The organism is Proteus sp. Marseille-Q3619 (genome assembly GCF_965283115.1).
In genome coordinates, this window is sequence record NZ_CBDIMP010000001.1 from 2259717 (window position 1) to 2279400 (window position 19684).

Genomic DNA, 19684 nt, shown 5'->3' on the forward strand with positions numbered 1-19684 from the left:
TCTATTGCTGTTTATCTGACGGTGTTGCTGATTGATTATTGAGTAAAGCATGTCGCAACGCCAACATTAATCCCACCAAAATACCCACCTGATTGATATAGGCATTTTCAAATAATCCACGCAGTACATAAACACCTAGGAAAGACATAAGTAATACAAGGGATGCTTGGCGAATAATACCTTGGTTTTTTCTTATTAGCTGAATACCTTGGGCAATAATGGAAGAGCAAAAATAGAGAATACCAATCAACCCTAATATACCGCCTGCAAACCAGAAAGCTAAAAAGACATTGTGAGGTCCAATGGATTTCTTGAATTTCCATTCTGGATGCTCTTTAACGCGTTCATTATAGACGTTATGGTAAAGTTGATTGCCATAACCATAGCCTTTTACTGGTTGCTCTAAAATAAGATCTAAAGCTGAACCTTGTGTTCCACCTTCGAATCGTTTGCCGCTATCTACCTGAGTTAATTTATTTTGTAAGTACCCAGGGATGATTTTAAAATAAGAATATTGAGTAGCAGAGATAAGTAAAAGTAAGCTAAATATTAGGCTTAATAAAAGTACTAGCCATTGACGATTTAATAGTAGCATAAATAGAGTAATTGTTATTAATGATACCCATGCACCACGCGCTAATGTGGCAAAGATCAATACGATAAAAGCTAATGTAATAACGCTAAATATAATCCATTCAATTATATTATGATGTTTTTTTAATGACCAGATTGAGATAGTGATTGGGAAAAAAAATAGCAAAGCATAAGATATTTCTCTATGAATTAACTGACTTTTTATTGTAAAAGGCCAAATACCTTGTTGATACTCCAAATAATACTGCACCAGTTCCTTAGCCATAATCACCAATAGCCCAATTGCAAAAGCTATCATCACCATCTTTGCAATATCGGTAGGTTTTTCTTTATATAATACGATCGGAAAAGTTACCGCAAAAAGCAGTAAGCCATTTAGTATCGGCTTATTAATCTCTTTAATACTAATACTAGGTTCGACAGAAATTAGGATGGAATAAGCAATCACCAACAATAAAAATAGCAGTGAGAATGACAGATTATTTTTAAATATCTTGCAGATAGTTTTAAAATCACGCACCAGATACCACAGTGCGGTTGCACCAATCAATCCCATCACAATATTTTTATAGCGAGTGATATCTGGTAAGTAGATCAATATAATGTAAAGCCCAATAATGGATAAATTCCACAGGGATTTTTTACTATAGTCTTTAAACACCATCATAATAATCTGCCATCATCCTTTATACTTTTGATAGAGTGGCGATCATACAATAAAAATGTGTTTATCGCTGTATCTCTTATCTGATAATCATGGAGCAACTTGTGCCTGAATTACCGGAAGTCGAAACCAGTCGCCGAGGTATTGAGCCTCATCTTGTGGGCAATGTGTTGCACTATGCCATTGTACGTAATAGCAAATTACGTTGGCCTGTTTCAGAAAAAATAAAAACGTTACTGGATGAGCCTATTTTAAGTGTAAAGCGACGTGCTAAATATTTGCTAATCGAGCTTAATACAGGGTGGATCATTATTCATTTAGGAATGTCAGGGAGTGTTCGTATTCTATTAGAGGAACAACCTGAAGAGAAACATGATCATATCGATTTGATTTTTCGTGATGGTAAAGTGCTCCGCTATACCGACCCACGACGCTTTGGTGCTTGGCTATGGTGTGAAGACTTAGCCACAAGCTCTGTATTAGCGCATTTAGGGCCAGAGCCACTTTCTGATGAATTTAATGCCGAATATCTCTATCAACAATCCAAAAATAAAAAAACGGCGATAAAACCGTGGTTAATGGATAATAAATTAGTGGTTGGTGTAGGCAATATTTATGCTAATGAGGCACTATTTTCATCAGGAATTATGCCAGATAGAAAAGTCAGTAGTTTAACGCAAGAAGAATGTGCAGTTCTTGTCACGGCGATTAAGCGCGTATTAACCCGTTCTATTGAACAAGGTGGCACAACGCTAAAAGATTTTCTGCAGTCAGACGGTAAGCCAGGTTATTTTGCGCAAGAGTTATTTGTTTATGGGCGTAAAGACAAGCCTTGTTTAATTTGTGGTCAACCGATAGAAAGTATTAAACAAGGGCAACGTAGCACATTTTTCTGCCGACATTGCCAACATGGTGAAAATGAGCGCTAAATTTTACCGAGTTTTTTTAGCATGGCGGTGGTGACAACTTCAGGTAAAAACGTAGAGACATCACCGTCATGGCGCGCCACATCTTTAATTAAAGATGAAGAGACAAATGAAAGATTTTGAGAAGGCAGTAAAAATACACTATCAAGATCAGGCGCAAAGTGACGGTTCATATTCGCAAGTTGCCATTCATATTCAAAATCAGAAACAGAGCGGACACCGCGAATTAAAATGGTGGCTTGTTGTTGCTTAGCAAAGTTAGCCATCAGTTCACTAAATCCCACCACTTCAACATTAGGTAAATGGCTTGTCACTTCTTTGGCTAAATTAACCCGCTCTTCTAAGGTGAACATAGGATTTTTACGGGCGCTATCAGCAATCGCTAATAAAACAGTATCAAACATACCTGCCGCACGCGTTAAAATATCAATATGACCATAAGTGATAGGATCAAAGGTTCCGGGATAGATAGCTTTATTTTTCATGATTTACAGTCTTCTGGCTGAGTTCCCATAAAGAGGCGTATTTATTAAAGGTATACTGTGCGTTAACAAATGCCAGTATTAATCCCTGTTTCCCGTCTAAAAACCCCATTCTTAACAACCATGTCTTAAAAAAAGCACCAGCAGTATGGCTTAAGATAGAACCATAACTTGTTGTTCTACCTTGTTGATGGCGCTCTTTTGCCCATTCGGAGGCATATTTTAGCTGTTTTTGCTGAAATTCCATTAAATCACGGCAGGTAAGATGCAGTAGATCACCTTGCAAGGTTTTTACTGTTGCACCTTTTGTTTCTAATGATTCATGCACTAAATTATCATTATATTGATAATGCTCACGGGCATATAAACGTGTCACTTTATCGGGATACCAACCGCTGTGTTTCATAAATCGCCCCATAAATAAGTTACGGCGAGCACAGTTATAAATGACATTTTCTTCAGGTTGTTGCAATACTGCGAGGATACTGCTTTTGAGTTCAGGAGTGACACGTTCATCACTATCAATCATAAAAATATAATCACCAGAGGCATATTGCTGCGCTAACTGGCGTTGTTTACCAAACCCAGGCCATTCACTGTTTACAAAGACTTTCGCCCCTTTCTCTGTCGCAATACGGCAGGTGTCATCTTGGCTACCAGAATCTAATACAATGATTTCATCAGCCCATTGTACTGAGTCTAAGCATTCACCAATGATATCAGCTGCATTTTTGCTGATCATCACTACAGAAAGGCGCTTACTTTGGCTCATTAGTGACTCCGTGGAGGAAGATAAGGTGAAAGTAAGGTAAGTAAACGCAGTAATGCCCCTTGATTTTCATGAAGCACTTCAACTGCATGACGACCATAATAACGGCGATAATCTTCATCATTAAGCAATGAAGCAATAGCAGTCGCCATCGATTCACTGTCTGTAACCGTAATTAATCCTTCAGCTTGATCAAGTTTGGCACAGATATTTTTAAAATTAAAAGTATGAGGTCCCATGATAACAGGGATAGCGTGAGCAGCGGCTTCTAAAGGATTATGACCACCACGCTCAACCAAACTCCCGCCAACAAAGGCTAAATCTGCAATACCATAGAGCAACATAAGCTCGCCCATTGTATCGCCAATAACCACTTGCGTTTGTGCATCTGGCACAGCATCGGTACTTCGTAAGGTATATTTTAACCCTGCTTCGCGTGTTAATTGTTCGGCTTTAGGAAAACGCTCTGGGTGGCGAGGTACTAAAATTAACAAAAGCTGAGGAAATTGTGTCAGTAGCTTTTTATGTGTCTCTAAAATAATGGTTTCTTCACCCTCATGGGTACTTGTTGCTATCCAAACCGGGCGGTGAGCAGCCCATTGACGGCGCAAAGCAACCGCTCTTGCGGCTAACTCTGGGGTGACAGAAATATCAAATTTTAGGCTACCTGTAACATGTAAATGCGAACGTTTTAAACCAAGCTCGATAAATCGTTCACCATCTTCCTGATTTTGAGCGGCAATCAAAGTGATTTTTTGGAGCATCGTTTTGACAAAGCTGCCCAATTTTTGGTAACCCGCAGCAGAGCGTTCTGATAAACGTGCATTAGCAATAATCAACGGGATTTTTCGTTGATGAAGTTTTGAAATCAGGTTAGGCCATAACTCCGTTTCCATAATGATCACCAATTTGGGGTCAACTGTTTTAAGAAAACGATTAACTGACCCCGGTAAATCATAAGGAAGGTAGACATGGTAAACATCATCACCAAATGCAGAACGCACACGTTCTGAGCCAGTTGGTGTCATAGTAGTGACGGTAATGGGCAAATCAGGATAGTGATGACGAAGGGCTCGAACAAGCGGCACTGCGGCGAGTGTTTCACCGACAGAAACGGAATGCAATAATATACCCTGAGGGACGACTTTGCCTTTGCAAAAGCCATAGCGCTCTCCCCACCGTTTACGGTAGGCGGGTGCTTTACGGCTGCGTAATAAAAGACGCAACCAAATCAGAGGTTGGATAAGGTAAAGAAGTACCTGATATAAACGCAACAACATGCTATCAAATTCACTTATCTGGACGAACGCTTATAGTATCACACTGTGTGAGAGAAAGTGTGTAAAACAAGTAAGCGCGGATTAAGGAATTAAAGCGATATACTGCTTTAAAATATGGTTTAGTTCAAATTTTGCATAGGATGATGGCAATATTTGAGGCTGTGAATAATACGCAAGGCGAAGTTTTTCTGCGAGAGAGTCACTATCCATTGTAGAGAGGTAATCAGAAAGCTCGTCTGTCATAATTTCGCTGACCCCACCAGGGCATCGAGTACTGACGATAGGCACACCACATATTAATGCTTCAATTAATACAGTAGGAAGCCCTTCACTATCAGAGCTTAATGCAACCACTTTAGCGCCTTTGATTGCAGGGAGAGGGTTTGAGATAAAACCCGCAAGTGTGACTTTCTCCACTAAGTTAAGTTGTTTAATTTGAGCTTCTAATTGCTGTTTAACGGTGGGAGTACCTTCACCTAATATAATGAGTTGGCAAGGTAAATCGGCTTTAGCAAAAGCCTCAATTAATCTGTCTTGTCTTTTTACTTCATGTAATCGACCCACATGCAGGATATAATCTTGTTCGGCAAATGGATTAGAAAGGGTGGCTTTTTGCTGTATTTCTTCAATATTAAATGGGTTATAAATAGTTTTTAGTTGTTCAGCATGAATACCAATGGCATTGATTAGATCATCTTTTACCGCATTAGAAACACAAACGAGATTTTTATCTCGATAAACTCGTTGGATTTTTATTTTTTTCAACCAATATGAAAATCCTGATTTATTGCCAAGATAAGATTGAGAGTAAATGCCGTGAATACAGTACCAAACATTGCAGCTTTTTAGTTGTTTAGAGCGACAAACAATACGGTCTGTTTTATGTAAATTAGAAAGAACAAGCGCTGGGCGCCCTTTTTTAGCAAAAAGTTGAGTGAGTACATTATCAAGCGATTTTGCTCTACGCGATATTTCAGTTAATTTTCTAAAAATTCCACGATAGTTATCATGATCAACAATATAATCAATAAAATCAGGTAGTTCATACGCTAATTTATTATGTAAGGATAATAATGTGACTTGGTATCCTGCTTGATGAAAACCATTAGCTAGCCTGAGCGTGACATTTTCAGCGCCACCACCCGGTAATCCATCAATAATAAAAAGTATATGTTGTTGACTCACAAGGCTAATATCCGTTTATAAAGTGAAATAAGCTCGCCTGATAATCGTTGTGGTGTATAAGGGAGAATGGTCTCTCTCGCCACTTGTGACATCTCAGTCCACGCTGTTTCTTTTGGGATCTGTGTAATCGCATCAGTTAATGCTGAAATATCTAATGCATCACAAACAAATCCATTTTTACCATGTTGAATAAATTCGGCACCACCACAAGTCGTTGAGGTGATCACCGGTAAACCACACGATAATGCCTCAAGAATAACATTAGGAAAAGGGTCATAAAGAGTAGGAAGTAGTAATGCATCCGCTATTTGATAAAAATCGAGTGTTTTTTTCTGCATACCTAAGAAGAAAATACGTTGCTCACAACCTAATTGTGTTGCGAGTTGTTCATATTTACGCTGATTTTTATCACTTCCAACAACTAACAATATAGCTGATGTCTTTGCTATTGCTGAGATAGCAGCCGCTAAACCTTTACGTTCGAAGCCTGATCCCACATAAATAAAGCAAGGTACATCGTGTGGAATATTATATTGTGTTTTTAATGTCCCTTTTTGAGAACTTGTTGCAGGTACGAAAGCATTATGGTCAATTGCATTATAAATGACAGTTATTTTATCGGCAGAAACACCAAAATCCTCAATAATTTCATTTTTAACCATCTGTGAATTACAGATAACTTGTTTTAATGCGGGATCGGCATACATCTGTTTTTCTGCATTCATTACATAGCGGTGGTATCTATCATAAAATAGCCAACGACCTTTCCAATTAGGCAATATTCTTTGGCGTTGTAATAGCCATCGGCGATGTACACCATCACCAGCACGAAAAATATCACAACCTGCGATACGTTCATGGCTTTGAACAATATCAAAATGATTTTCCTGCCAACATGCTCTAGCTGCCTTAGCGAAACCCGATTCTCGGCTAATCCTACCCAATTTTCGTGGATTGCATAAGTGAATATGCCAATCTGGATTAGTATTACCTTGCCATTCTCGCGTGATCACATTGAGTTCAAGGTCATCGTTGGATAATGCATCTAACGCGCGCGCAATAAAGCGTTCTGCTCCCCCATCTGGGCGATATTTTTGTCTGACAATGGCGAGTCGTAACGGGTGATTCATTAAGATAAATGCCTTATAGCTGTGTTGTAAACCACATCAACCGGAATAGCGGAAAGATAACGTTGTTGGGTGTCTGTCTTTATATGGTCTGGGTGTGGAATATCGTCATAATTGCCTGCCCATATTGTTTCACCTACGGCTTGCCAAGGGTGCCAATGTTCAAGTTTAGAAGGACCAAAAAGAGCAACTAAAGGTGTTTTTAATGCAGCTGCCATATGCATTGCGACAGAATCAACACCAATAAAAAGTCCTGCATTATCAATTAATACAGCAAGTTGAGATAAAGATGTTTGTCCAGCTAAAACTGTTATCACATCTTTGTTTGGGCAGTGTGCCAAAATAGTTTGTATCATCTCTAATTCTTTTGCTTCTGGGCCCGAAGTTAACACTACGGAATAATGATTTTGCTGAAGCTTTGTAATTAAAGTCGCCATTTTATCTTCATCCCAGCATTTGAAAAACCAGCGAGAGGTTGGTTGTATAACGATATAGTTTTTAGGGAGATGATATTTTTCAATAGTCTCAGTTAACCACTGTTTATCTGCTTCGCTATAAGCCATCATAACATCTGAAATGATAGGAATATTAAGTGGAGCAAGGATACTCAGATTTTGTTCAACAGTGTGTAGCTGTCCATGATCTGCCGTAGAGACAATAATATTGTGGCATTTTTGCCAAAACTGACTGTTTTTGCGCTTTTCAAATTCAAAACCTAAGCGCACTTGTGCTTTAGTGACTAAAGCAAAAATTGCAGCTTTCCACTGATCAGCTAAATTAACAACTAAATCATATTGCTGTTTTTTTAATATTCGACCAAGCTCCCACTCTTTTTTTAATCGAGTGAATTTACCTTGATGTTTCCAATTACGATCAAGATAAAAAATATTATTGATGAATGGGTTGTGCTCAAGCATAGGTAATGTTTCTTTGTATAATAAAACATCAATCGTTGCATTAGGATAAGCTGATTTTAATGAGCATATAACGGGCGTCGTTAATAACATATCTCCATGATGTTGGAGTTTAATAACCAGTATTCTATTAAATGATTGATTTATATTAGTCATAATTACTTTAGCTTTAGTGAGATACTCTAATTGTAAACAAAACAGCCAAAAGCATCCATAAAACCTAATTTATATTGATTGAATTGATGTTTTACACTGCATGCCATAGTATTAAATATAAATTTATTAGCCTATTATCCATTAATTGGCAGGGTATGCATGAAAAAACCAGCATTTATTATCACATTAGATACCGAAGGCGATAATCTTTGGGAAAACGAACGTGATATCACCACAAAAAATACGAACTTTCTACCCCGTTTTCAGCAACTTTGCGAGCATTTTCATTTTAAACCTGTTTGGTTAACAAACTATGAAATGGTAATGGATGATGCTTATATTGAGTTTGCTCGTGATGTTATTGCTCGTAATACGGGCGAAATTGGTATGCACTTGCATGCATGGAATAGCCCACCACTTGTCCCTTTAACCCATGATGATTTACATCATCAGCCTTACTTAGTTGAATATCCTAAAGATCAAATGCGAGAAAAAATCGCATTAATGACTGACTTACTTGAAAATAAACTACAAACCAAAATGTTAAGTCATCGAGCGGGTCGTTGGGCATTTAATGAAATTTATGCACAGCTTTTAGTTGAATTTGGTTATCAAGTTGATTGCTCTGTAACACCTAAAGTGGATTGGCGTTTTACCAAAGGTGATCCCGCGCAATCGGGCGGAACAAATTACACTGATTTTCCAAGTCATGCTTATTTTATGGATCTAGAGGATATCACTAAAACGGGGAACTCTACGTTGCTAGAAGTGCCGATGAGTATTCAATATAAGCACTCACCTTTAATGAATAAATTTAAGCAAGGTTACGATAAATTAAGAGGTAAACAGCGAGCACCTTCTGTAAATTGGCTACGTCCTAAAGGCGGAAATGCACAACAGATGATTGAAGTAGCAGAAAAATCTTTAGCACAAGGTCATGATCATATTGAGTTTATGTTGCACTCGTCTGAATTTATGCCAGGTGGTAGCCCCACATTCCGCACAGAAAAAGATATCGAAGGGCTATATAGCGATTTAGAAACGCTATTTAGTTTCTTAAAAGATAAAGTGCAGGGCATGACGTTGGCTGAGTATTATCAAAGTAAGGTACAGGCAAAGTAAGATGAAGTTGAAAAAACTAAAATGGGTACATAACTTCTTAAATATCTATAACCCACTTTTTGGCAAGATGAAAAAAACGGATACGTTTTCATCAGATATTCAATTTAACAGTATTCTTATTTTTTCAACGACTGCGCTTGGGGATTTTATGTTTAATACCCCAGCGATAAGAGCCATTCGTGCGCATTATCCAGATGCTCATATCACATTAGTGTCTAGTGAGAAAAATAGGTTATTAGTAGAGAACTATGACCAAATAGATAGTGTGATTTATTGGGATAATAAAATAAAAAACTTACTTCCTATTGCCTTACAGGCGAAAAAATATAAGCCTGAATTAGCCGTAATTTTACATTCTCACCTCCCTTATGATGTTCTATTCGCAGTAATGGCAGGTTGCCAATATATTTTACGTAATACTTTTCATGAACTTCCTAAGTGGTTTACAAAATGGATTGTTGCTGATCATAACACCACACCAGTACATCTTGTTCAAAGTAAATTAGATCTTGTCAGTCATTTAGGCATCACAAATGTAAGCACTGATATGGAAATCCCTTGTAAGATAAAGTTATTACCAAAAAAAGAATATAAAGTGATTGGCTTTCAGATGGGGACGTCAACGCCAGAACGGAGATGGGCTGTCTCTCATTTTGTCGAGTTAGCTCAACAATTAATTAACAGTGATAATTCATTGATAATTAAATTAATTGGAGCACCTCATGAGCAAAATTTATCTGATGAATTTTTCAAATTACTTCCTGTTAATTATCACAAAAATATAGAAAACTTAGTTGGTAAAACGTCATTACCAGACTTATTAAGTCATATCAATATGATGAACGTATTAGTGACTGGTGATACAGGACCCTTACATTTAGCGATTACATTAAAACGACCAACTGTGAGTTTATTTGTCACCGCAAATCCTTGTTCAACAGGTCCTTACCAAGATCTTGAGCTACATACAGTGATTAAGAAAGAGCCTCTCTTTTGTGAAGCTCCAGAGTCGATTATGGATGTAATTACTGTTGATGAAGTCTTTAATGCTGTCAATAAAACTCTAAAAGGCTAGTGATCTTTAGGGTTTATAAGACTAAATATCAAGAAGGTCGAATATTTGCTGTGGCTTTATCTCACCAATATCTCCACCTTCTGCTTTCACAGACATTTGTGCCTTACCGTAACCGCCGATTAAACCAGGATCGGTAGGGCCAAATAGAGTGATATTCGGTTTATCTAATGCCGCGGTTAAGTGGCTTAACCCCGTATCCACAGAAACTACCCTTTTTGCACCAGCAATCACTTGAGCAACATCAGCGAGTGACATTTTTGGCAACACATCAACATAGTTAAAATCTTTAGCTAGGCGGATAGCACGTTGATGTTCATGCTCTGCACCCCAAGGTAATTTAATACGCAATCCTGAATCAGCAAGTAGGGCGATTAATTCTCGCCAATGGGATTCTGGCCAGTGTTTTTCATCACGAGTTGTCGCGTGCAAAAATACCAAATAAGGGTGCTCATCAAAGGATGGAAGTGAGAAAAAATGCTGTGCAATCCCATAATCACCTTGAGATTGTGGGATTGGATAATCTAAGCTCAGCGCAAAGAGTTGGCGAATACGTTCAACCGCATGCATTTTTTTGCTGACATCATGGTGAACATTATAGAAAAAACTGGCTAAAGGTTCGCGGGCGCATTGACGAGAATAGCCGTGTTTAGTGCCTTTGGCGTAGCGTGTCACTAAAAATGCACTTTTTAGTAAACCTTGTGCATCAATCACAGCATCATAATGATGAGCTTGAATCGCTTGACGAAATTGTGCGCGCTCAGCACGAATAGGCGCACTAAACCAATTTTTACGCCAACGGCGTATTGCTACTGGAATAACAGTATCAACAGCTTGGTGCCAGCTTGGAATTTGTGCAAAGCCTTCTTCAACAGCCCAGTCAAAACGGATATCCGGATACGCATTTATTGCATCAGTCAATGCGGGCAATGTATGTAAAACATCTCCCATAGATGAGGTTTTAACGATTAATACCCGCTTCACGCTGATGGCTCCGTTGACAATAAGTGTTCAAGTTCCGCAAAGACTTGCTTTGGCTGAATATCAATTAAGCTTTGGTGATAGCCTTGTTCAGCATCTCCTTTACGGATTTTGTGATAGCCCGTAATTAAACGGATCACACGCGCTTTATAGGATAACGGAGGTGTAAAATCAGGGCTACTTGGGCCGTAAAGTGCGACTAATGGGCGTTCTAATGCAGCTGCCACATGCATTAAACCAGAATCATTACTGACGACGGCTTTACAAGACGCAATCAAATTAACCGCTTGTTCAAGGCTGGTTTCACCTGCCAGATTAAAACAGGCTTCACGGGCTTCTGGCGTTAGGGCTTGTTTTATCTCTTCACCCGCTTCTTTATCTTTTTGAGAGCCAAAAAGGAAAATCTGATAACCCTGCTCAGCAATTAATTTTTGTGCTAAAGCTGCATAATGATAATGAGGCCAACGTTTTGCAGGACCAAATTCAGCACCGGGGCAAAAACCAATGGCAGGGCGCTGTGTAGATAATGAAAATTGAGTCAATGCGGTAGATATATCACGCTCTGTGACCGATAACTTAGGCCAAAGCAGAGGTTGAGGTAAATCTGTCGCTTTTTGGACTTTTTGCTTGTCATAAGCTAGAGCCACATAGCGTTCAACCATCAGCGGGAAGGCATCTTTATCTAAAGGGCGTAAATCATTTAATAGGCCATAACGCATTTCTCCACGCCAGCCTGTGCGCTTAGGAATATCTGCAAAGAAAGGGACTAATGCAGATTTAAACGAGTTAGGTAATACATAAGCGTGCGTGTAACCATTTTCTCTTAATTGCTTTCCTAAACGACGACGCTCACCAATCGCTAATGCACCATGGCCTAACGGCATTGGGATAGCATTATCAACTTCTGGCATTTTTTCAAGTAATGGACGGCACCACGCTGGTGCCATCACATCAATCGTTGCCGCAGGATGTAATGCTTTCAATGTACGATAAAGACTTTGAGACATCATCATGTCCCCGACCCATGAAGGCCCTACCACAAAGATTTTCATAAACAGCGATTACTTACCTTGATTTAACCATTGCATATAAAGCTCAACGCCTTCGGCAACCGTTTTAAATGGTGCGGTATAACCTGCTTTACGTAAGTTTGTGAGATCTGCTTGTGTAAAGGCTTGATAACGACCTTTCAATTTTTCTGGAAACTCAATATGTTCGATAGAGAGATCTTTATCTTTATGGTGCGCAATAACTGCGTCAGCAACCGCTTGGAATGATTCAGCGCGGCCTGTACCACAGTTAAAAATTCCCGATACATTATTGCGCCAAAACCATAAATTAACCGCAGCCACATCACCTACATAAATAAAGTCGCGTTGGAAGGTTTCGCTACCTTCAAATAACTTAGGATTTTGTCCAGCATTGACTTGGTTATTTAAATGGAATGCAACACTTGCCATACCGCCTTTATGTCCTTCACGAGGGCCATAAACATTAAAATAACGGAAGCCACAAATCATCGATTCTGCTTCAGGTAAAATTTGGCGTACATATTCATCGAATAGGAATTTTGAATAACCGTAGACATTTAAAGGTGCTTCGTATTTTCTATCCTCGATAAAGTTATCTGTACGACCGCCATAAGTGGCAGCAGAAGAGGCATATAAGAAAGGAATTTGGCGTTCAAGACAAAAATGAAGTAGCTCTTTAGAATATTGATAGTTGTTATCCATCATATATTTGCCATCCCACTCAGTGGTTGATGAGCAAGCACCTTCATGGAAAACTGCATCGATATCGCCGAAATCATCACCTGCAACAACGCTCGCAATAAAATCTTCTTTATCCATGTAATCGGTAATATTCAGATCGACCAAATTCACGAACTTGGTGCCATCTTTAAGGTTATCAACAACCAATATATCGGTATAACCTTCATCATTTAATGCTTTAACAATATTGCTGCCGATAAAACCTGCACCGCCCGTGACGATAATCATGTGGCTACCCCTTCATATAAAAATCTAAAAATTAGCTCTAGGTCTATAATAACACTGAACAGCATTAACGGTAGTATTCATCACGGAACAACAGGCTGAAATTCTCGAAAAACACAGTGTGTATTAGTGATCTTAATTACACAAATAACATTATTTATTTACATTTGTCGTTTTTAATAGAACAAAGGCATAGAATAAGAAACAATAACGACTACATTATAATCAAAAATGTATGTTACCTCTTTTCGTTCTGTAGTCTTAGGAGAAAGTATGTCTACCCACTCTTTCTATCAACAAATTAATCAACAACTCGAACAAACTCGTCAAGATGGTCTCTTTAAAAACGAGCGCATTATCACTTCTTCGCAAAGCGCAGATATCGCCGTTGCTGACGGAAGCCATGTTATTAACTTCTGCGCCAATAACTATTTAGGTTTAGCTAATCATCCCAAACTGATTGAAGCAGCAAAAGCAGGTATGGATAGCCATGGTTTTGGGATGGCTTCAGTGCGCTTTATTTGTGGTACTCAAGATTCACATAAAACATTAGAAAATAAAATTGCTGAATTTTTGGGTATGGAAGATGCCATTTTGTATTCCTCTTGCTTCGATGCTAATGGCGGACTATTTGAAACATTAATGGGGCCTGAAGATGCGATTATTTCTGATGCCTTAAACCATGCTTCTATTATTGATGGTGTGCGTTTATGTAAAGCGAAGCGTTATCGCTACGCCAATAACAATATGGCAGAACTGCGCTCACAACTTGAAAAAGCCAAAGCAGAGAATGCTCGCCACATTATGATCGCGACAGACGGCGTATTTTCTATGGATGGTGTGATTGCCGATCTTAAAAGTATCTGTGATTTAGCGGATGAATTTGGTGCCTTAGTGATGGTCGATGATTCGCATGCCGTGGGTTTTGTGGGTGAACAAGGCCGCGGAACTCATGAGTATTGTGATGTGATGGACAGAGTCGACATTATCACGGGCACTTTAGGTAAAGCCTTAGGCGGTGCATCGGGTGGTTATACCGCTGCACGTAAAGAAGTGGTTGAGTGGTTACGTCAGCGTTCTCGTCCTTATTTATTCTCTAACTCGTTAGCGCCTGCGATTGTTTCTGCTTCTATTGCTGTTTTAGATATGCTGAAAACCGGTGATGAAATACGCGCTCGTTTATGGCGTAACGCTTCGCTTTTCCGTGAAAAAATGAGTGCGGCAGGCTTTACATTGGCGGGTGCTGATCACGCGATTATTCCGGTGATGCTAGGCGACGCTAAATTAGCCCAAGAGTTTGCAACCCGCTTACTTGATGAAGGGATTTATGTCACAGGATTCTTCTATCCTGTTGTACCACAAGGCCAAGCTCGTATTCGTACACAAATGTCGGCAGCACATACTGCTGAACAAATTGAGCGTGCAGTGGCGGCATTTATCAAAATCGGCAAACAACTTAATGTGATTGCATAAGGTTCCCATATGAAAGCATTGTCAAAATTAAAAGCGCAAGAAGGTATCTGGATGACCGATGTCCCAGTACCTGAACTTGGTCATAACGATGTGATGATCAAAATTCGTAAAACAGCAATTTGTGGCACTGATGTTCATATTTATAACTGGGACGAGTGGTCACAAAAAACAATTCCTGTTCCCATGGTTGTAGGTCATGAATATATCGGCGAAATTGTTGCAATAGGACAGGAAGTTAAAGGTTTTAATATTGGTGATCGCGTCTCTGGTGAAGGGCATATCACTTGTGGTCATTGCCGTAATTGCCGTGGTGGTCGTACGCATTTATGCCGTAATACTATTGGTGTGGGTGTAAATCGTCCAGGCTGTTTTGCTGAATATCTGGTTATCCCTGCCTTTAATGCATTTAAAATTCCAGACAATATTCCTGATGAGCTTGCCGCTATTTTTGACCCATTTGGTAATGCTGTACATACCGCGCTATCTTTTGATTTAGTGGGAGAAGATGTGCTGGTTTCTGGTGCTGGCCCAATTGGTATTATGGCTGCTGCAATTTGTAAACATGTCGGTGCACGTCATGTGGTGATCACGGATGTTAATGAATATCGCCTTGATCTTGCGAAAAAAATGGGTGTTACCCGAGCAGTTAATGTCAGCAAAGAAAACTTAATCGATGTGATGAAAGAGTTAGGCATGACAGAAGGTTTTGATGTGGGATTAGAAATGTCAGGCGCACCACCTGCGTTTCGTACCATGCTGAATACTATGAATCATGGCGGTCGTATTGCCCTTTTAGGTATTCCGCCTTCTGATATGGCGATTGATTGGGGACAAGTTATCTTTAAGGGATTGTTTATTAAAGGTATCTATGGTCGTGAGATGTTCGAAACATGGTATAAAATGGCGGCACTTATTCAGTCTGGCCTTGATCTCTCGCCTATTATTACTCATCAATTCCCAATTGATGAATTTCAAAAAGGCTTTGATATCATGCGTTCAGGCCAATCAGGTAAAGTGATTTTAGATTGGCAGTGATATGTGAGAGCTAAGGAAAAAAAGAGCCTTTTAAGGCTCTTTTTTGTTACATTATTTTTCAACTTCGCCGATTTCGTTCGGAGTAGGCGTATTCGGTATTTTCTTTTTTTCTGATGAGTTAAACCCGCTTGATAAGGTATTAATCAGCGTACTTTTTTTCATCGAAATAATGGCTTCTTGTGCGGGTTTTAACCAAGACGCAGGTTTTGGCTCTTGTGGTTGTTCTGTTGGTGGTACAACTTTTGGTGGTTCTGGTTGTATTGGTTTTTCTGCCTGTGGTTTTAATAGAGTACTCGGTGCAACCAGTTGAATATCAGCAGGTAATAAAGGTAACTGCTGCTGTAATGCTCGGACGGTTGAGGGGTGAGGGTGTCCAATCGCAATTGCAGAGCCATTCTTTCGTGCTAAAGCAATAGCGCGAGCCAGTTGTTGCCTTGTTTCAGCTTCGGTTTGTACGTTATCAAGAAAAACATGACGGCGTAAAGAGGGAACACCTGCGGCTTTTGCAGCAATGGCCGCTTGTGTATTACCAATGGTCACGCTATCTAAAAAATAGAGGTTTGAGTGATTAAGGGCTTTAATGACTCTATCCATCGCTTGTCTATTGGATGTCATCGCACTGCCCATATGGTTATTCATACCGATAGCGAAAGGAACATTACTAATAGCATGCTGAATAATGCGGTTAATTTCATCCTGACCCATAGAAGGTTTTAGGGTATCGCGCTCTAGAGGTTGTTTGCTAATAGGAGCCATTGGCATGTGGATCAGGATTTCTCGTCCTTGAGCATGGGCTTTAGTCGCCATTTCTTTACCATGAGGGGAATCAGGCAAAATAGCGATAGAAACTGCCGTAGGAAGTTGTAAAACTTGGTTATCTTCTTTTTTACGATAACCAAAATCATCAATCACAATGGCTAATTTGGCTGCGAATGCGGGAGTACTCACAACCAGACTTAGCAACATTAAACTAAGTAAAAAAGAGCGCTTGCGTTGTAATGTGCCAAGTAATTTCAAACCTACCTCCCAAGCCAAGGAACTGGATTTACCGCTTTCCCTTGACGTCTAATTTCAAAATAGAGTGCTGAACGCTCTTGTCCACCACTGTTACCGACTAAAGCAATAGCTTGTCCAGCTTTAACTTGCTGCCCCACATTCACTAAAGCACTTTGGTTATAACCGTAAAGGCTCATATCGCCTTTACCGTGTTCAACCACGACGACTAAACCATAGCCTTGAAGCCAATCGGCTAACAACACGCGACCATCAGCAATAGCTTTCACTTCGGTACCTTGTGCCGCAGGTATAACAATACCTTTCCAACGTAATTCACCAGAGCCAGAAATAGACTCACCAAAACGGTGTAATAAAGAGCCTCTGATAGGCCAAATGGCTTGTCCAGCAGGTCTACCCAAACCGCCTGTACGAGACATCAATGATTGCTCTTCGGCTGTTGGTTTATAGGTTGAACCTCGTTGTTGTGCTTCACGCTGTTTTGCTGCAATGCGAGCGGCTTCTCGGGCCTCTCGCTCAGCACGGGCTTTGGCTTCACGCTCTGCTTGTGCAATTTTATTTCTTAACTGTGCTTCGTTAGCCCGCATGGTGGCTAAATTTTTCTGATCCGCTTTTAATGTTGATTCAAGTTGAGTTAGCGTTTTTTGGCGAGCGGCTAATGCGTTATCAAGCTTTTGCTTCTCTTGTTGTTGCTTTGTGAGAACTTGTTTTTGTTCATTTTGTTTTGCTTGTTGAGCGTTTTTTTCCGCTTCAAGTTCTTTTGAGGTTTGAGCAAGCTCTGCCATTGTTTCTTTACGCGCATCATTAATATAGCTGTAATACGCTAAGATACGCTCTTCACGTTGGCCTTCTTCACCACGAAATAGAAGCTCTATACCTTGATGTTTACCTTGGCGATAAGCCGCATCCATTTGGCGAGCTAATAATTCTTGTTGAGATTGATACTGTTTTTGTAAGCGTGCAATATTTGCAGTAATGGTTTTGATCTCTTTGCCTAACGTTTGTAAGCGGTTTTGTGTTTCATGCACAGAGCGACCAGCACTAGAAATTTGGGTTTCCTGTGTTTTTAATTGATTAAGAAGGGCTGTACGTTGTTTTTGTTGTTCTTGAACCTGTTTTTCTTTTTCAGCAATCGTGGTTTGTAAATCTTTTAGCTGATTACGATTATCCGTTAATGTGTTCGCAAAAATAGGGGATGCAGAAAAGAGGGAGGTGCTAATAAGCAACGTGATTAACGGTAAAGAAAATACACGATAAGACGGATGTGTTTTTTTTTGAAGATCCATTTTCTCTGCCATCTGACCAACGTACCTTTCATAACAGTTTGTAAGATTATTTCATGTCACAAAACAACTGACCAGCTAACACGAAATAAAGCCGAAATTTCAGATAATACCTAACAGGTAATCTATTCAATTAATAAGAGATTATAAAGCAATAATAATAGGAGAGCGGAAAAAAGAGGCAATCTGTGTGACAGCGCAATAGAATATCACGCTGTCCACGAGAGAGATTATTCGACGATAGTACCCCAAAGGTCATATTCGTCAGCATGTTCAATAAGAACACGCACGATTTGCCCTGGCTCTACATCAAATTGCTCATTGAGGTAAACAGCACCATCAATTTCAGGAGCATCAGCCATGCTACGACCAATCGCGCCTTCTTCATCGACTTCATCAATCATAACCAGCAATACTTTGCCGATTTTTTCTTGCAGGCGTTCAGTCGAAATTTGTTGTTGCAACTGCATAAAGCGATGATAACGTTCTTCTTTCACTTCTTCAGGCACTTGATCCGCCAGTTCATTTGCTTTTGCACCATCAACAGGGCTGTATTTAAAGCAACCTACGCGATCTAAACGTGCTTCGGTGAGGAAATCCAACAACATTTGGAAATCTTCTTCTGTTTCACCCGGAAAACCAACAATAAAGGTAGAACGTAAGGTTAATTCAGGGCAAATTTCACGCCAGCGCTTTACTCGCTCTAAGGTACGTTCAACGGCACCTGGGCGTTTCATTAGTTTTAAGATCTTAGGGCTAGCATGCTGAAGCGGAATATCCAAATAAGGTAGAATTTTACCTTCAGCCATTAAAGGAATGACATCATCAACATGTGGGTATGGATAAACGTAGTGTAAACGAACCCAAATGCCTAATTTTGCCAGTTGTTCACATAAACTGACCATACTGGTTTTGACAGGCATTCCATCCCAAAAACCCGTTTGATGTTTAGTATCAACACCGTAAGCAGAAGTATCTTGAGAGATAACAAGTAACTCTTTTACGCCTGCATTAACTAATCTTTTAGCTTCACCTAATACTTCACCAATTGGACGACTGTCTAAATCGCCTCGCATTGATGGAATAATGCAGAAAGTACAACGGTGATTACAGCCTTCAGAGATTTTTAAATAGGCGTAATGACGAGGTGTTAATTTTACACCTTGTTCAGGAACAAGACTGAGAAAAGGATTGTGGTCAGGTTTTGGTACATAGTGGTGAATATGAGATAAAACTTGCTCATAACTATGAGGCCCTGTGATTTCGAGTACTTTTGGGTGCACTTCACGAATTTGGTTCTCTTTTGCACCTAAACAGCCAGTAACAATCACTTTACCGTTTTCATCGAGTGCTTCACCAATCGCTTCTAGCGATTCTTGTACTGCGCTGTCAATAAACCCACAGGTGTTGACGATGACTAAATCAGCATCATTATAGGTAGGAACAACTTGATAACCTTCTGTGCGCAGTTCGGTTAAGATACGTTCAGAGTCCACTAAATTTTTAGGACAACCTAATGAAACGAATCCAATTTTAGGCACTTGATTTGTTTGCGACATGCTCGTGTTCTCAATACTTTTAAATAAATAACAGATAGTTGTTGTATCTCA

At 39.6% G+C, this 19684-nt stretch carries 18 protein-coding genes; 5 read left to right on the forward strand and 13 right to left on the reverse strand.

Features of this window, described 5'->3' with window-relative positions; all coding sequences use genetic code 11:
- Position 1: 1 nt before the first annotated feature.
- Positions 2-1261 carry an O-antigen ligase RfaL gene (gene rfaL, locus ACWPWK_RS10275; protein ID WP_109373379.1) on the reverse strand — a complete coding sequence of 420 codons (1260 nt, stop codon included), beginning with the start codon at positions 1259-1261 and terminating at the stop codon, positions 2-4.
- Positions 1262-1362: 101 nt separating this feature from the next.
- On the opposite strand from rfaL, the gene mutM reads away from it, so the two are divergent.
- Positions 1363-2187: a bifunctional DNA-formamidopyrimidine glycosylase/DNA-(apurinic or apyrimidinic site) lyase gene (gene mutM, locus ACWPWK_RS10280; protein WP_109373442.1), complete on the forward strand. Its 825-nt coding sequence runs from the start codon at positions 1363-1365 to the stop codon at positions 2185-2187.
- Here mutM and coaD read toward each other — a convergent pair.
- The 6 genes from coaD to rfaQ form a co-directional block, all read right to left on the reverse strand.
- A complete protein-coding gene (gene coaD, locus ACWPWK_RS10285; protein WP_109373380.1) occupies positions 2184-2669 on the reverse strand; it encodes a pantetheine-phosphate adenylyltransferase in 486 nt (161 codons plus the stop codon). The genes mutM and coaD overlap by 4 nt on opposite strands.
- Positions 2659-3438 (reverse strand): glycosyltransferase family 2 protein, encoded by a 780-nt coding sequence (locus ACWPWK_RS10290; RefSeq protein WP_109373381.1) that lies wholly within the window; start codon positions 3436-3438, stop codon positions 2659-2661. The genes coaD and ACWPWK_RS10290 overlap by 11 nt, the downstream gene beginning before the upstream one ends.
- Complete coding sequence (gene waaA, locus ACWPWK_RS10295) at positions 3438-4715, reverse strand: lipid IV(A) 3-deoxy-D-manno-octulosonic acid transferase (protein WP_075673244.1); 1278 nt, start codon at positions 4713-4715, stop codon at positions 3438-3440. The genes ACWPWK_RS10290 and waaA overlap by 1 nt, the downstream gene beginning before the upstream one ends.
- 81 nt (positions 4716-4796) lie before the next feature.
- Positions 4797-5900, reverse strand: a complete 1104-nt coding sequence (locus tag ACWPWK_RS10300; RefSeq protein ID WP_109373382.1) for a glycosyltransferase — start codon at positions 5898-5900, stop codon at positions 4797-4799.
- Positions 5897-7030 (reverse strand): glycosyltransferase family 4 protein, encoded by a 1134-nt coding sequence (locus ACWPWK_RS10305; protein WP_109373383.1) that lies wholly within the window; start codon positions 7028-7030, stop codon positions 5897-5899. The genes ACWPWK_RS10300 and ACWPWK_RS10305 overlap by 4 nt, the downstream gene beginning before the upstream one ends.
- The gene (rfaQ, locus tag ACWPWK_RS10310; protein WP_109373384.1) at positions 7030-8097 is read right to left on the reverse strand and encodes a putative lipopolysaccharide heptosyltransferase III; all 1068 of its coding nucleotides are present in this window, start codon (positions 8095-8097) and stop codon (positions 7030-7032) included. Before rfaQ ends, ACWPWK_RS10305 begins: the two co-directional genes overlap by 1 nt.
- Positions 8098-8256: 159 nt before the next feature.
- Between rfaQ and ACWPWK_RS10315 the strand changes: the two genes are divergently transcribed.
- Together ACWPWK_RS10315 and ACWPWK_RS10320 are read left to right on the forward strand one after the other, a co-directional pair.
- Positions 8257-9219: a polysaccharide deacetylase family protein gene (locus ACWPWK_RS10315; protein ID WP_109373385.1), complete on the forward strand. Its 963-nt coding sequence runs from the start codon at positions 8257-8259 to the stop codon at positions 9217-9219.
- 1 nt (position 9220) lies between these two features.
- Positions 9221-10294: a glycosyltransferase family 9 protein gene (locus ACWPWK_RS10320; protein WP_109373386.1), complete on the forward strand. Its 1074-nt coding sequence runs from the start codon at positions 9221-9223 to the stop codon at positions 10292-10294.
- A gap of 21 nt (positions 10295-10315) precedes the next feature.
- On the opposite strand, the gene rfaC is transcribed toward ACWPWK_RS10320, so the two are convergent.
- Genes rfaC through rfaD form a run of 3 tightly spaced genes read right to left on the reverse strand, consistent with a single transcriptional unit; the run spans position 10316 to position 13272 of the window.
- On the reverse strand, positions 10316-11275 hold the full coding sequence (gene rfaC, locus ACWPWK_RS10325) for a lipopolysaccharide heptosyltransferase RfaC (protein ID WP_109373387.1): 960 nt from the start codon (positions 11273-11275) through the stop codon (positions 10316-10318).
- Positions 11272-12324, reverse strand: coding sequence for an ADP-heptose--LPS heptosyltransferase RfaF (gene rfaF / locus ACWPWK_RS10330; protein WP_109373388.1), 1053 nt, complete (start codon positions 12322-12324; stop codon positions 11272-11274). The genes rfaC and rfaF overlap by 4 nt, the downstream gene beginning before the upstream one ends.
- A 9-nt stretch (positions 12325-12333) precedes the next feature.
- Positions 12334-13272, reverse strand: a complete 939-nt coding sequence (gene rfaD, locus ACWPWK_RS10335) for an ADP-glyceromanno-heptose 6-epimerase (protein ID WP_109373389.1) — start codon at positions 13270-13272, stop codon at positions 12334-12336.
- Positions 13273-13542: 270 nt separating this feature from the next.
- Between rfaD and ACWPWK_RS10340 the strand changes: the two genes are divergently transcribed.
- Both ACWPWK_RS10340 and tdh read left to right on the forward strand, forming a co-directional pair.
- A complete protein-coding gene (locus tag ACWPWK_RS10340; protein ID WP_109373390.1) occupies positions 13543-14742 on the forward strand; it encodes a glycine C-acetyltransferase in 1200 nt (399 codons plus the stop codon).
- A 9-nt stretch (positions 14743-14751) separates the two neighbouring features.
- The gene (tdh, locus tag ACWPWK_RS10345; protein WP_023583402.1) at positions 14752-15777 is read left to right on the forward strand and encodes an L-threonine 3-dehydrogenase; all 1026 of its coding nucleotides are present in this window, start codon (positions 14752-14754) and stop codon (positions 15775-15777) included.
- A gap of 51 nt (positions 15778-15828) precedes the next feature.
- Here the strand turns inward: tdh and ACWPWK_RS10350 are convergent, their stop codons facing one another.
- The 3 genes from ACWPWK_RS10350 to rimO all read right to left on the reverse strand — a co-directional run bounded on the left by ACWPWK_RS10350 (position 15829) and on the right by rimO (position 19633).
- Entirely contained in the window at positions 15829-16794 is a 966-nt protein-coding gene (locus ACWPWK_RS10350) for a divergent polysaccharide deacetylase family protein (RefSeq protein WP_109373391.1), read from the reverse strand.
- A 2-nt stretch (positions 16795-16796) separates the two neighbouring features.
- Positions 16797-18089, reverse strand: a complete 1293-nt coding sequence (gene envC / locus ACWPWK_RS10355) for a murein hydrolase activator EnvC (protein ID WP_109373392.1) — start codon at positions 18087-18089, stop codon at positions 16797-16799.
- A 215-nt stretch (positions 18090-18304) separates the two neighbouring features.
- Positions 18305-19633, reverse strand: a complete 1329-nt coding sequence (gene rimO / locus ACWPWK_RS10360; RefSeq protein WP_099073937.1) for a 30S ribosomal protein S12 methylthiotransferase RimO — start codon at positions 19631-19633, stop codon at positions 18305-18307.
- Positions 19634-19684: the final 51 nt, after the last annotated feature.